At 41.1% G+C, this 15,090-nt stretch carries 8 protein-coding genes; 4 read left to right on the forward strand and 4 right to left on the reverse strand.

The genetic code is table 11. The annotated features are described in order from the left end of the window. Positions 1-4 precede the first annotated feature (4 nt). Genes C511_RS0108050 through C511_RS0108065 form a run of 4 tightly spaced genes read left to right on the forward strand, consistent with a single transcriptional unit; the run spans position 5 to position 8,782 of the window. Positions 5-1,771 (forward strand): RagB/SusD family nutrient uptake outer membrane protein, encoded by a 1,767-nt coding sequence (locus C511_RS0108050; RefSeq protein WP_024996715.1) that lies wholly within the window; start codon positions 5-7, stop codon positions 1,769-1,771. 18 nt (positions 1,772-1,789) lie between these two features. Continuing rightward, positions 1,790-4,999: a SusC/RagA family TonB-linked outer membrane protein gene (locus C511_RS0108055; RefSeq protein ID WP_024996714.1), complete on the forward strand. Its 3,210-nt coding sequence runs from the start codon at positions 1,790-1,792 to the stop codon at positions 4,997-4,999. Between the two features lie 24 nt (positions 5,000-5,023). After that, on the forward strand, positions 5,024-6,823 hold the full coding sequence (locus tag C511_RS0108060; protein ID WP_024996713.1) for a RagB/SusD family nutrient uptake outer membrane protein: 1,800 nt from the start codon (positions 5,024-5,026) through the stop codon (positions 6,821-6,823). A 39-nt stretch (positions 6,824-6,862) separates the two neighbouring features. Beyond that, complete coding sequence (locus C511_RS0108065) at positions 6,863-8,782, forward strand: arabinan endo-1,5-alpha-L-arabinosidase (RefSeq protein ID WP_034781956.1); 1,920 nt, start codon at positions 6,863-6,865, stop codon at positions 8,780-8,782. A 116-nt stretch (positions 8,783-8,898) separates the two neighbouring features. On the opposite strand, the gene rpiB is transcribed toward C511_RS0108065, so the two are convergent. From rpiB to C511_RS0108085, 4 genes are all read right to left on the reverse strand, one after another. After that, entirely contained in the window at positions 8,899-9,330 is a 432-nt protein-coding gene (gene rpiB / locus C511_RS0108070) for a ribose 5-phosphate isomerase B (protein ID WP_024996712.1), read from the reverse strand. Positions 9,331-9,431: 101 nt separating this feature from the next. Beyond that, complete coding sequence (locus C511_RS0108075) at positions 9,432-11,444, reverse strand: transketolase family protein (RefSeq protein WP_027318021.1); 2,013 nt, start codon at positions 11,442-11,444, stop codon at positions 9,432-9,434. Positions 11,445-11,513: 69 nt separating this feature from the next. Continuing rightward, positions 11,514-13,055 (reverse strand): alpha-N-arabinofuranosidase, encoded by a 1,542-nt coding sequence (locus C511_RS0108080; protein WP_027318022.1) that lies wholly within the window; start codon positions 13,053-13,055, stop codon positions 11,514-11,516. Positions 13,056-13,088: 33 nt separating this feature from the next. Then, the gene (locus C511_RS0108085; protein ID WP_024996711.1) at positions 13,089-15,026 is read right to left on the reverse strand and encodes a glycoside hydrolase family 97 protein; all 1,938 of its coding nucleotides are present in this window, start codon (positions 15,024-15,026) and stop codon (positions 13,089-13,091) included. Positions 15,027-15,090: the final 64 nt, after the last annotated feature.

A 15,090-nucleotide genomic window follows, 5' to 3' on the forward strand; every position in this document is an offset into this window, starting at 1 on the left:
ACACATGAAGAAAACAATATTATACAGCTTGCTTGCACTAACCATTTCTACAAGTGTTCTTACTTCATGCGAAGATGCATTTGGTAGTTTCTTGGACAAGCAGCCCAGTAACGAATTAACCGAAGAACAGGTCTTCGGTGATTGGAGCTTGATGGAACAATTCCACTTTGATACGTATAACTTCCTGCGTCACGGAGCATGTCGCATAAACAATTCTTGGCTGGATGCGGCTACTGATTTAGCCGAAACCAGTTATGCAACTGGTGGTGTGCGTAGTACTTTTAATATCGGTAATTATTACGGATCGGCCGGTGCTGCCGAACTGACTGATACTTGGGAACATTACTATCGCGGCATCCGCAAATGCAACATGATCATTAATCGCATAGAAAGTGTGCCCAAAAGTGCCGACTTAAGTAATGATAAGTACTTGCAGGACAAAACAAACTATACTTCTGAAGCTCGCTTCTTGCGCGCATGGTTTTACTGGGAGTTGTTTTTGCGTTACGGTCCGGTACCCATTGTTACCGAAGTACTTGATCCGGATGGTGATTTGCTGAGCGGATATACCGACCGGCCAACGGTGAAGGAATATGTAGTCGATTTCTTATTGAAGGAACTGAGTGAATGTGAAAGTGGCTTGCTTACTTATCAAGATGCGTGGAATGCAACTTATGCAGGTCGCATTGGTCAGCCAATGGCACGGGCACTTGCTTCACGCATTAAGTTGTACATGGCCAGTCCCCGGTATAGTGCTGAGAGTGGAATAACCTGGCAGGAAGCGGCAGATGCTGCGAAGAGTTTTATGGATACTTATGGTTCTAAGTTTGCTCTTTTTACAGAGGAAACAACAGATGGTATTTTGCCATATAATAATGCGTTGCTTCGTACAACCTATTTGGACAGCAACAAAGAAATTATATTCTTCAGAAATGATGTAGCAGTAGGATGGAGTGCCATACAAAATGACACGCCGGTGGGCGAAGGTGGTAAAGGAGGTCTTTGTCCCTCGCAGAACTTAGTCGACATGTACGACATGATTGACGGTTCTTCGCCCTTCACTACTTATGACGCCACGGGTGCACCGGTTTACAACAACGGTCAACCTACCATTAACACAGGCAGTGGATATAGTGATGCTACTATGTGGACAGGTCGCGATAAACGATTGGAGGCTACTGTTCTTTATCATGGTACGGAATGGGGCAACGGAACAATCAATGTGATCAAAGGACAACGCGACAATCCGGTGGGTAATGCAAATGCTACGCCTACGGGTTATTATGTTCGCAAATACATTCCGGAAGCTATTTTAGGTTCGGTACATACCGGTACTTCACGTCGTTTGTGGACTTTCATTCGTTACGCTGAAATTATGCTGAACTATGCTGAGGCGCTGAATGAAGTGCAAGGACCCTCTACAGAGGTTTATAATATGCTCGACCAGATTCGTCGGCGTTCGGGAATTACCGGTTCGGTGGCCAATCGTAGCGACTTGACCAGTTCAAAAGAAGCCATGCGAAACTTCATTCACAAAGAACGTACGGTTGAGCTTGCTTTCGAGGAACATCGTGCTTGGGATGTGCGTCGCTGGAACGTAGCTGTTGAGGCTCTTTCTCGTCCCATTTATGGTATTGATGTAGCGGCCAATGGGGCTATTAGCCGTAAAACGGCACAAGGACGTGTCTTTGAAAATAAGATGTACCTCTATCCAATACCCGAAGGTGAGGTATGGAAGACCAACATTGAGAATAACCCGGATTGGAAATAATTCTTAAATTGAATAATTATGAGTAACATAAAATATAGTATAAGAAAATGCACAGCATCAGGCAGATTTCTGTTGCTGCTAGGCTTTCTCTGGTTGCAAACAATTGCCCTTGCACAGAACGAGCAAGTATTGAAAGGGCGGATTGTAGACAGCAAAGGTGCTCCTATTGCCGGTGCTGTAGTCAATGTAGCCGAACAAAGTCGTATTGCCCTGTCAGACAAAGATGGTTATTTTATTCTCAAGAATGTGAAGTCTCAGGATGAGATATGCGTGAGTAGTGTTGGCTATTTAAATGCTACGGCAAATGCCGATTTCAATGAAGGCTTTCAGATTGTATTGGCGGAAGACTTGGATGAATACCTGCATACCATGCCGGTTCCTTTTGGGCGCAAGGCGAAAAAGCTGATGACTGAAGCTACTTCTGTAGTGACTGGGCAAGAATTACAAAAACATCCTGTTACCATTTTACAAAATGCTTTTACAGCTACCGTTAACGGTATGGAAACTTACGAATGGAGTAGTGAGCCGGGGTGGAGTGAAACTGCCATGTACATTCGTGGTATACGTACCATGAATCAGAATGCGCGTGCTCCGCTTATCATTGTGGACAATGTAGAGAGAGATCTCTCTTTTCTCGATGCTTTTCCGATTGAGAACATTACTGTATTGAAAGATGCAGCGTCTACCGCTATTTACGGTATGAGAGGAGCCAATGGTGCTATACTTGTAACCACTAAGCGTGGGCAGGCTGGTAAAACCAATATTGACTTTACTCAGGAAATTGGCTATCAAATGCTGAGCAACAAAATGGAATTGCAGAATTCCTATAATATGGCGTTGACTCGTAACCAGGTGCGTTACCTGAGTGGAAGTGATCCCATGTATACGGATGAACAGATTGAAAAGTATCGTCGCGTAAGTAATGGTGAAACATTAGAGGGCGTTGATCGCTATAGATACTTCGATACGAATTGGTTTGAACAGTTGTATAGGGATGCAGCTCCCATGTACAAAACGAACATGCAGATAAGCGGGGGTAATAACCGGGCTCGTTATTATGTGTCTTTCTCTTATCTGCGACAAGAAGGTATGTGGAACGAGACAGGAACCGGTTGGAACGAGAACTTTGATACGCAGCACATGCTGAATCGATGGAATTTGCGTTCTAACATTGATATTGATGTGACGAAGTTTTTAAATGTATCATTAGATTTAGGTGGACGTATTGATAACATCAATCAGCCTACACAGAGTGTGTTCGATTTAACAACGTTCGGAGCAGTGGAGGCTAACCCGATGGAACCGGTTTATTGTCCCAACGGTGAACTGTATGCCAGTAGTACAGCCAACAATCCCTTACGCTATTTGGCGGCTAGTGGACAAGAGAAAAACCGTCGACGTAATTTGTATAGTACATTGAGTGTGAACGGAGACCTCAGTAGTTTATTGAAAGGATTGAAGGTGAATGCTACTGTTAGTTTCGACTCTTACGAAACATTTGAATCTACTCAGCGCAATGCCATCAATACGTATAATTACGACTATACCAATGTGAATGTTACTGATCCGTCCGAATTTACGTATACGAAGTATACTTCATATTCGGCATTGACTAATCCATCGGCCAATCAGCGTGAGTATTACTATCATTTGAACTTTAATGGCGGATTGAATTATAGCAATAAATTTGGTAAACATGCGGTCGATGCACGTGCTTTTATTCGCACTTACCAGAATGTGGTAAGCGGAAGTACATCGTCGGAACGTACACTTTCATGGAACGGACAAGCAATGTATGCTTACGATAATAAGTATATCTTCTCCGGGAACATAAGTAGAATGGCTAGTGATAACTTTGCTCCGGAAGAACGTTGGGGCACTTTTTACGGTACATCACTCGGTTGGGTTGCTTCTGAGGAGTCATGGTTGAAAAACAAAAATATAGATTTGTTGAAGCTACGTGCTTCTTATGGCCGTGCCGGACAGTCGAGCACAGGTGCCGGAAGGTATCCTTATCAGGGTACTTACTCTAGTGGAACTGGTTATAGCTTTGGTTATTCGCAAAGCAATATCGGAGGTTACTACGAGAGCAAAGCAGGCAATAGTAACAATAAATGGGAAATATCCGATATGTTGAATATTGGGGTAGACTTTGACTTCTGGGGTAAGAAACTTTACGGTGCGGTAGATGTGTTTAAAGAGTGGCGTTCGGGCATCTTAGTAACACGCTCCACTATTCCTTCGATTATTGGAGTTTCAGTAAGTTCTGATTCTTACGGAAAAGCAGAGAGCAAGGGACTTGAGGTGACTTTAGGCCATCGTGGTAAGATAGGTAAGGTAAACTATTACTTAGAAGGTTTACTAACTTACAATACGAATAAGATAACTGAAATGGATGAAACGGAGCCCAATGTGGAATGGCAACGTAAAACGGGCCGTCGAATTTATGATGGTACGGAAGTAGCAGCTTTATATGAGAGCTCATTTAATAACACAGTGGGCGGATGGAATATTTATAAGTTCGTGCAATGGGCGAACGATCCCGATAAAGTAGCTACCAGTCAGCAAGATGCAATTGATCATCCCGAGAAATATCCGTATCATACGGCATCTAACGGTAAGCAGACATTAGGTACGGCTGTTTTCAAGGATTTGAACGGTGACCGACAAATTGATTCTAACGACATGTTACCTGATAGCTATACCATTATTCCCGAAATTATACCGGCATTGAATATCGGTTTGGAATGGAATGGTTTTGATGTACGTGCTGTATTTAATGCTTATCTGAATCGTAGTGTTTTTCTTTCACCTGCTATCAGCTTTAGTGGCTGGAGTAACATGGGAACACACGAAGTAACGAAGGCATGGGGATATTATACTGATAATCCCGCTGATCCGCGTAACATAAACGCAACTTATCCACGTCCGCTTTACGGTGGCTTTAATGCCATAGACTCAGATCGTGCTACAGGTACATACAAGAATGATATTTGGGTGAGAAACGGCAATTATCTGTCTTTACGTAATGTGGAGATTGGTTATTCGTTACCCAAAGAACTCATTGCTAAAATTAGCATGACGAAGTGCCGATTTTACTTTAGCGGATATAATTTATATAACTGGAGTGATCTTCCGGATGACGTAGATCCTGAAAAGCCGATGAGTTATTGTTGGTGGTATCCCAAGACCCGTTCGTTTACATTTGGTGTAAACATCGGATTTTAATGTTGTACTTTAAATTATGAAATGATGAAAAAGATATTGATATATATCACTGTAGGATTGCTGGCAACTGTTTCCAGTTCTTGTAGCGATTATTTAGATAAAGAAGTAGATTTGACCTTGTCTGAGGAACAGATATTTAGCAAGTACGAAAATACACGTGGCTTTTTAGCGAATGTATACACATACCTTCCTGATGCTTTTGCCGGATATAGCGACGGACAGTTTCTTGCTGCTTCACGTGACTGCATGACTGATAATTCACTCTCATTCTGGAACGTGCATTATTATCACAGTGTGCTGACAGATGCTTATTCTGCTACGAGTCACCCGTTTGCGGAACGATTTTGGCCCAACGATTTGAAGGGGATTAGAGCCGCTAACCAATTTATGAAAAACGCCAGAGAAAGTGTTATTGGTAATGCTGAAAAAACAGGTGATGATAATCATTTGTATGACCGTAATATGGCTGAAGCTAGATTACTCAGGGCTATCTTTCACTTCGATCTTGCCGGCTGGTTTGGCGATATACCGGTTATCGGTAATGATGAGAACGGTGTTCCTATCGTCTTTGAAGCGGGGAATGCTTCGGCCATGAATATGTCGCGCACTGCTTGTAGTGAAGCTCTGAAATGGATTGCTGATGAATGTGATGCTGTTAAAGATATACTTCCATTTCGTTATAGTAATGAGAATGAGAACTGGGGACGTGTAAATGGCGCTACTGCTTATGCTCTGAAATCAAGGGCTCTTCTTTACAGAGCTTCTGCATTGAACAATCCGGAGGGTAAGACTGACTGGTGGCAGGAGGCCGCACAAGCTGCCAAAGATTTTATTGCGAAGAATAATCAACAGGCGCATCCTTATAAACTGTTTACTACTGAGGATAACGATCCCAATAAAAACTATTATCAGTGCTTTGTGTCTACGCCTCACTTAAACAATGAATACATTCTGAGCCGTTCCGAGTGGAATACTCGCGAAATTGAGCTTTTCTTAGCACCTTGTGGCTTCTCCGGAAATGTGAATTCTACAGGACGTACCAACCCAACACAAAACCTGGTTGATGCGTATGAGATGAAGAATGGTAAGCCTATTGATGATGCTGCTTCTGGTTACGATGAGCAAAATCCTTATGCAAACCGTGATCCGCGTTTGGAACAAACAATTCTGCATCATGGCTCTATTTGGGGTGATAAAGTACAAGAGGAGGAACGAGCTGTTGATGTATCATATCCCGATGGAAAGGATTATCAAGACTTGCATGGTGGAACAACAACAGGTTATTATACCAAAAAATTCTTGAATAACATGTCTTTCAAGAATCCGACCACGTATGTTCATGCTTGTCCCATTTTCCGTTATGCCGAGATATTGTTGAACGCAGCTGAAGCCATCAATGAATCTGAGGGACCGACTAATGCATATCAATATGTCAATCAGGTTCGTGGACGCGTGGGAATGCCTGCTTATAGTGGGATGACGAAAGAACAGCTTCGCGAACGCATTCGTAACGAACGTCGCATTGAACTTTGTTTCGAAGATCATCGCTTCTTTGACGAGCGTCGCTGGAAATTGTTTGAAGGGAAAACTGCTGCCAGTGAGAAATCTCTACCTCGTTATCAGCAGGTCTACAACATTTATAGTGTAGTAGTTACTCCCGGGGCATCTTCTGTCTATTCTTATGAAGCGGACGGAACACATCCTTCCAGAGCGTTTAATAGTCCGAAGAATTATCGTTTTCCTATACCGGATTCAGAAGTTAAGAAAGCACCTTTGTTGAAGCAAAATCCAGGGTGGGAGTTAACTACTTCTGCAGCTGAATGATAATTTAAATCTAATATGTTATTAACTGAATAAATAGATATGAGGTATTTTAACCTATATTTCTTCTCCATGTTCTGCACGCTAATTTTAGCGTGCAGTAACAATGATGACCCTCCTTTATCAGAAAAACCGTCCTTGGAGAATCCTGTAGTTACGAACTTAACTGTTTCTTCTGCCGATTTAAGCGCAGTCGTTTCTGGCTCACAAACAGATGTCATTAAACGTGGTTTTTGTTATAGCATAACCAAATTAACACCTACAACTGCTGATAATGTAAAGGAAGCTGTGGGTGATAAACTTGAGCTGACCTTATCGGCCTTGCAATCTGCTACAACCTATTATGTACGTGCTTATCTTCTGACTTCTGAAGGAACTATTTACTCTGCTGTAACTAGTTTTAAAACATTAGCAGAATATGAAGATCCTTTACTGGCTCAGTATCAACCACCTGTTTACTCAGATAATTATACCTCTATAGCTGCCTGGAGTCAGCGGGATCAATGGAACTTGGCCAATGTACATGATCCAACTGTTTTTAAAGCTGATGATGGATATTATTACATGTATCAAACTGATGCTTCATATGGTAATGCGCATTCCGGCTATGGCCATTTTCATGGACGTAGATCTAAAGATTTGGTTAATTGGGAATATTTGGGAGCAACAATGCCAGAGAATCCTCCTAGTTGGGCCAAGGATAAATTAAATGAATATCGTTCGGAGATGGGGTTACCTCTTATTGATAATCCGCGTTATGGATATTGGGCTCCCGTGGCCAGAAAGGTAAGAACCGGATTGTATAGAATGTATTATTGTTTAGTGCCGGGACATTATATAAAAACGGGTAAGTATGACGATGCAACTAACTTTGATAATTCATGGACCGAACGTGCACTCATCGGTGTGATGGAGTGTTCGGATCCGGCTAGTAATCAATGGGTTGATAAAGGTTATGTAATTTGTTCTGCTTCCAATAAAGGTATAAATGAATGGACTCGCTCGAGTACAAATGATTGGGAAGCCTATTTTATGTGGAATGCGATAGATCCTTCGTATGTTATTACTCCAGAAGGAGAGCATTGGCTTGTTTATGGTTCCTGGCACAGTGGGTTTACTGCTGTTCAGCTTAATGCAGAAACTGGTAAACCATTGAATGAATTGGGTAAACCTTGGAGTATTAATGGTGATCATAGTTCTTACGGCGACTTGATAGCTCGTAGGGGATATGGAAGGTGGCAGGCTTCTGAAGCTCCCGAAATTATTTATAATTCTAAAACAGGTTACTATTATTTGTTTATGGCATATGATGAATTGTCCGTAGCATATAATACGCGTGTGGCTCGCTCAAAGAATATAAAAGGTCCTTATCTTGATATGGTTGGCAAGAATATAACCGAAAATGGGGGAGGAGATGCTTATCCTGTTCTGACGCATCCGTATAAATTTAATAATAGCTATGGTTGGGTGGGAATTTCTCATTGTGCTATTTTTAATGACGGACAAGATAATTGGTTTTATGCTTCACAAGGGCGCTTGCCTGCTAACATTACCGGAATTAATGCTAGTAATGCTGTTATGATGGGTCATGTGCGTAGCATAAGATGGACGGATGAAGGTTGGCCTTTGGTGATGCCTGAACGCTATGGAGCGGTTCCATCTGTTGCTATTAAGGAGGAAGAATTAGTCGGTGAGTGGGAACATATAAATATGGGATATAATTATCAGAAGCAATTTACGTCTGTTTCATTGAAACTTAATTCCAGTAATATTTCCGAAGGGGCCTTAACTGGTTCCTGGAACTTTGATGCTACCAAGCAAACTGTGACGGTTGGGGGTGTGAAATTGTATTTGCAACGAGAGGTTGACTGGGAAATTTCCCCACGTAAGTTGACCATCGTTTATGCTGGATATAGTTCCGATGGGAAAACTACTTATTGGGGAAAGAAGATTGTGAACTAAAGGAATCAAGTTATTGCTAGATAGAAGGAACAATTATATTTAGTGAGAGTATATAAAAAGGGCTGCAACATGAAGTTACAGCCCTTTTTATATACTCAATTTTTTCCAATCGCTTTCTACAAAGGAATTTTATCTATTCGCTTTTGATGACGTCCTCCTTCAAATTCGGTGTGAAAGAACTCAGTCATTATTTTAGCAGCCTCTTCTTCCGACACAAATCGTCCGGGCATGACCAATACATTTGCGTTGTTGTGTTTGCGGGCGAGAGACGAAATCTCAGGAATCCAGCAAAGTGCTGCCCGAATTCCCTGATGCTTGTTTAAAGTCATGTTGATGCCGTTGCCACTTCCGCAAATAGCAATACCCGGATAACATTCTCCTGCCTCTACAGATGAAGCAAGAGCATGTGCGTAATCAGGATAATCACAACTCTCTGCAGTGTATGTGCCAAAGTCTTTGTATGGCCATCCTTGTTCTTCCAGCCATTTCTTTACGAATTGTTTCAGTTCGTAGCCTGCGTGATCGGAACAGATTCCTATTGTTTTCATTCTAAAATATAAAGAAGCGGTTTGTACTATTTATGTTTTGCTGACTCATTACTTTAGGTGATTTTACTGATAGCAAATCACCTAAAGCATGAATCATACTTTTAAGCTAATAATGCTTTTACTTGGTTGTAAACGTTTTCAGCAGTGAAGCCAAGTTTCTCATCCAACACTTCGTAAGGAGCTGAGAAACCAAATGATTCCAGACCAAAAACTTTCCCATTTGCTCCTACTAATCCTTGCAGATTAACAGGTAAACCAGCGGTTAATCCGAAGACCTTTGCGTTGGCTGGTATAACAGTCTCTTGATACTCTTTATCCTGAGCACGGAATAAGCCTTCTGAAGGAGCCGATACAATGCTTAATTTGATTCCGTCTTTACGAAGTAATTCAGCACCTGCAACTAAAGTTGAAACCTCTGAACCGGAAGCTACTAATATAACATCGGGGTTAGAATCAGAACCGGCAATTACATATGCGCCTTTTGAAGTTTGTGCATAATCTGTTCCAGCCGGAAGATTGGCTATGTTTTGTCTTGAGAGAATAAGAGCTGTTGGAGTACTCGTATTTTCCATCGCTAATTTCCATGCCTGAGTGGTTTCTTCTGCATCAGCCGGACGTAAAACTAACATGGAGTTGTGCCCTTTGTGATTCTTAAGTTTCTCCATTAAGCGAATTTGTGCCTCTTGTTCAACAGGTTCGTGAGTAGGACCATCTTCACCTACACGGAACGCATCATGTGTCCAAATGAATTTAACCGGTTGCTCCATTAGTGCGGCCATACGTACTGCCGGTTTCATGTAGTCTGAGAATACAAAGAAAGTGGCACATGCAGGAATCACACCGCCATGAAGCGACATACCGATTGAAATACATGCCATGGTTAATTCAGATACACCCGCTTGTAAAAACGCACCACTGAAATCATCCTTAGTAAATGCATGAGTTTTTTTGAGGAAGCCATCAGTTTTGTCTGAATTAGAAAGGTCAGCAGAGGCAACAATCATGTTCTCAACTTGTGTAGCAAGAGCAGCTAAAACAGTTGCAGAAGCAGCACGGGTTGCCGAACCAGCTTTCTGTGCAATGCCATTCCAATCAACAGCAGGAGCATTGCCTTGGAAGAATGTTTCCATTTTCAATGCTAGTTCCGGATTGGCTTTTGCCCAATTAGCTTTTGCTGCGTATTTATCAGCTACAATAGATTCTAATTCTTTTGCGCGTTTTGCATATAACTCGGCAACTTCAGGGAATATCACAAATGGATTCTCAGGATTTCCGCCCAAGTTGATAATTGTATTTTTATATGCGTCACCGCCCAGAGGAGCTCCATGAGTAGCACAGTTACTTTCAAAGCTTGAATTGTCTGCCTTGCGAGCACCCTTACCCATGATGGTTTTACCGATGATAAGTGTAGGTTGTTTTTCAGTTGCTTTGGCCTCTTTCAAAGCGGCGCGTATTGCATCGGGGTCATTACCGTTGATTGTGATGACTTTCCAATTCCACGCTTCATACTTCTTGGCAACATCCTCGCTGGTAACAGCATCCGTTTCGGTAGACAGCTGAATATCGTTTGAATCGTAGAACATAACTAAATTGTCAAGTCCTAAGTGTCCTGCAATACGTCCTGAACCTTGCGATATTTCTTCTTGAACACCACCGTCTGATATATAAGCGTAAATGGTTTGGTTCATAACTTCACCAAAACGAGCTTTTAAGAATTTAGCAGCAATGGCAGCTCCTACTGCAAAAGTATGTCCTTGACCTAATGGTCCTGATGTGTTCTCAACACCACGCATTACATCTACTTCCGGATGGCCGGGAGTAGGACTTCCCCATTGACGAAATTGAGAAAGTTCATTCATGTTGTATTTACCGGTCAATGCTAACACAGAATATAACATTGGAGACATGTGACCTGGGTCAAGAAAGAAGCGGTCACGACCTTCCCATTTAGGGTTTTTGGGATCGAATACAAGAAACTCTGAGAAGAGTACGTTTACAAAATCAGCTCCTCCCATAGCACCACCCGGGTGACCTGAGTTTGCTTTCTCAACCATTGATGCAGCCAAGATACGAATATTATCAGCCGCGCGATTCATTAGCTTATTATCATTCATAATATATAATCATTAAGTTTGTCTGCAAAGATAATACTTTATTGTAAGTTATCTTTCTGAAAAAACTATTTATTTTAGTGTCAGTGTAACAATTGATTTAGCAGGCAACTTAACCTTTAATAGGCTTTTTGTCATTTTTGCATCTTTAAAATCTTGTGGTTTTATAACATTTGGATTTTCAAATGAGTTATAGTCTGTAAGATTATTTGATGTTAGTATCTGCCCTGAGATATTGTTTACCTTAACCCCTGGTAATTCAATGCTCACCTCTTGATATTCATCTGCATCAACATTAGATAGTGAGATGTGTATGATACCGTTTTTGTCTTTTGAGGCAGTAGCGCTGATGAAAGGAACGGTTCTGTTGTCTCGAACATTGATTTTGTCGGAAATGAGATTCAGCGGAAGATAAGTTGCACCTTGATGTACTTTATACATGTTGAATACATGGTAAGTCGGAGTGAGTATCATTTCTTTGCCTTTGGTCAAAATCATAGATTGTAGGACGTTTACTATTTGCGCTATATTAGCCATTTTTATACGATCCGTATATTTATGAAAAATATCAAGGGTTAACGAAGCGACAAATGCATCTCGCAATGTGTTTTGCTGATATAAATGCCCACGCGTTGTTCCAGGTTCTTCATCCCACCAAGTTCCCCATTCATCAACTAGTAAGCCGATATGTTTTTTAGGGTCATATTGATCCATGATAGCAATGTGCTTCTTTACTACATCCTCAATTTCCAAGCACTTACCCATTGTCCAATAGTAATCATCCTTGTTAAACTTGGTTGCTGCTCCTTTACTTCCGCTCCACCCGGTAACAGTGTAATAGTGTAAAGAGAGACCGTTCATACGGTGACCTACGTTTTTCATTAACACTTCTGTCCAATTGTAATCGTAATCGCTGGCCCCGCTAGCTATTTTATAAAGGCTATTGCCATCATAATTGCGACAGTAGGTAGAATAACGACGGTACAAATCAGCATAGTATTCAGGACGCATGCTTCCTCCGCATCCCCAACTTTCATTACCTACACCAAGGAATTTCACTTTCCACGCTTTGTCACGACCGTTTTTTCTTCTTAAATTAGCCATGGGAGAGTCGCCATCTGAAGTCATGTATTCAACCCATTTCGCTAATTCCTCAACGCTACCACTACCTACATTTCCACTTATGTATGGTTCACAATTTAGCATTTCACATAGGTTCAGGAATTCATGCGTGCCAAAACTATTATCTTCAATAGTGCCTCCCCAATTATTGTTGACCATTTTAGGACGATTCTCTTTGGGCCCAATGCCATCCATCCAGTGATATTCATCGGCAAAACATCCCCCCGGCCATCTTAAAACCGGAACTTGAAGATCTTTTAAGGCATTCAACACATCAGTGCGATAACCTTTCGTGTTAGGAATATCAGAGTTTTCACCGACCCATAGTCCTCCATAGATGCATGATCCCAGATGTTCTGCAAATTGCCCATAGATTTCTTTTGGAATAATTTCTTTTCCTTGATCTGCATAAATCTTAATACTAGCACTTTTTTGTGCAGAGAGTGACATAGAAGCCACAAGTAAAGCACTTGTTAGGATTTGTTTCTTCATGGTTTCTTTTATTATAAAGTTAAGTAATATTGTTTATTCATTGCTGTAGATTACGCAACCACCCAGATTCTCTAGTTCTATTTTCAATAAACCTTTTTTGTCTATTTTGGCAGTTTTGAATCCAACACTTCTATCTTTATGGTCAAACAGAACTGTGACTTCTTTTCCTATAAGCCAAGGCAAAGAAAGTGTGTAGCTCTGTAAACTGTTGCTTGCATTAGTTGCTCCTATATACCATTTACTTCCAAATCGGCGAGCCATAACGCAATATTTCCCAGGATAGCCATCAATGAACCTAGTTTCATCCCAAGTGGTAGGTATCTTTTTCATGAAGTTAATCACGTATTCAGGCTGTTCTTGTATATTATTAGGTGTAATGCCAAAATGTTGTACAGGAGATTGATATAGAATGGATGTTGCTAACTGAAAAGCATCGGTTGTTTTTCTTATAGTACCTTTATCTGCTTGTTTTGAGAAACGCTTATTAAAGAATACGGGTCCGAAGTCCATTGCTGAAACTGCATTCCGTGTAAAAGGTAACATAGTGCTTGTATAGGCTTCTTTGTTGGCAAAATCCTGGCTAAATACTAAATTTTCCGAAACCAAAGCTGCTTCACTTCCCATGTGATTAGGGTACATGCGTTCCCACCCGCGAGGAAGTGTGGTTCCATGGAACACAACAAATATTCCATATTGATTGGCATCAGTCAGTATATCTTCGTATAACTTCATTGTGGTTTGTTTATCTCCACCAAAGAAGTCAACTTTGATGCCCTTAACCCCCAATGATTTCATCCATGCCATTTCTTTCTGTCGGGCTGGAGCCGTATCCATTCTTTGTTTGGGACCTTGAGGAGCATCATTCCATGCGCCATTCGAATTATACCATAGTATCACATCTACCCCTTTTGATTGTGCATAGGCAATTAATGAAGGCATATTTTCATATCCAATTTGTTTATCCCACAGCGCATCAATTAATATATATTCATATCCCATCTCAGCAGCCAAATCAATAAAGATCTGCTGATCTTTGTAATTGCAACTCTCATCTTGCCACAAGATCCAGCTCCATGTACTGCGTCCTGGTTTGTAGGGTTGAGAAGCAGTATATACAGGTTTCATCCCGTTATATGCAGATGTTGTTTCAACAATTGGTTTCAAAGTCTCACCAACAGTAATTGTTTTCCATGAGGTTGTTAGCGGTAAATTTGATGTCACGGTATTATCACCCATGCCTCCATTTTCTTCTTTTTCAGGGAAAGCAATAGTGTATAAACCTTCTTGATTGCCTTCACTAAGGCGGGTACCGGCATATCTGCTAGTTACTCCTGTTTCAGAAAGTAACACCCAGCCAGTATTGCCTAAATGGAATAAAGCAGGAAATGTGTATCCTAATCTATATTTTGATGGAGTACCAATGGGCTCTTCATTAGTGTACTCTTCTTCATAACTAGGCTTTGTTTTCATCCAGCCTTCTCCGGAAGGAGCTTGCGGAGTGATGAAAGTGGTAGTGTGTGCCGGGAAGTTAAATCCGGTCAATTCTCTTTTTATGGTGCAATGTGTCTGTTTAGGAGATGCAAGACGATATGCCAATGCTATATCATTATTACTTACCCTAAATAAAACTTGCAGTGTGTCTTTGTTTTTGTTTAGATATGAAACAGTCAATTCATTCGCTAAATAATGTATACGACTAGTTTTCCCATTAGGTAAATAATAATTTTCTTCTATTTGCTTTTTACTCTCTGATAGAAATGTTAATCCAGTTGAGAAATCACCAATAGTACTTTCCAGACCTAATGGAGACTCTTCAAGCATCGTTTTGTTCTTGTATGTTACAACGTAAGTTGTTTTTTCGCTCTCAGATTTTAAAATAACTTTCAGAAGACCATCGGGACTCTGGATGTCCTGTCCGTAAAGAAAGATAGGGGAGAGGCAAAGTGATAGTAATACTCTTTTGATTTTCATGGATATGTGTGTAACGGTTAACAATCAAATAATTAGGTAAACAAAGATGATGTGCCATACTCCA

This window comes from Bacteroides graminisolvens DSM 19988 = JCM 15093, from assembly GCF_000428125.1.
Taxonomy (GTDB): Bacteria; Bacteroidota; Bacteroidia; order Bacteroidales; family Bacteroidaceae; genus Bacteroides; species Bacteroides graminisolvens.

Excerpts from the sequence above, each read along its gene's own strand:
- C511_RS0108050 (WP_024996715.1), top strand. The coding sequence starts at position 5 with ATGAAGAAAACAATATTATACAGCTTGCTTGCACTAACCATTTCTACA.
- C511_RS0108055 (WP_024996714.1), top strand. The coding sequence starts at position 1,790 with ATGAGTAACATAAAATATAGTATAAGAAAATGCACAGCATCAGGCAGA.
- C511_RS0108060 (WP_024996713.1), top strand. The coding sequence starts at position 5,024 with ATGAAAAAGATATTGATATATATCACTGTAGGATTGCTGGCAACTGTT.
- C511_RS0108065 (WP_034781956.1), top strand. The coding sequence starts at position 6,863 with ATGAGGTATTTTAACCTATATTTCTTCTCCATGTTCTGCACGCTAATT.
- rpiB (WP_024996712.1), bottom strand. The coding sequence starts at position 9,330 with ATGAAAACAATAGGAATCTGTTCCGATCACGCAGGCTACGAACTGAAA.
- C511_RS0108075 (WP_027318021.1), bottom strand. The coding sequence starts at position 11,444 with ATGAATGATAATAAGCTAATGAATCGCGCGGCTGATAATATTCGTATC.
- C511_RS0108080 (WP_027318022.1), bottom strand. The coding sequence starts at position 13,055 with ATGAAGAAACAAATCCTAACAAGTGCTTTACTTGTGGCTTCTATGTCA.
- C511_RS0108085 (WP_024996711.1), bottom strand. The coding sequence starts at position 15,026 with ATGAAAATCAAAAGAGTATTACTATCACTTTGCCTCTCCCCTATCTTT.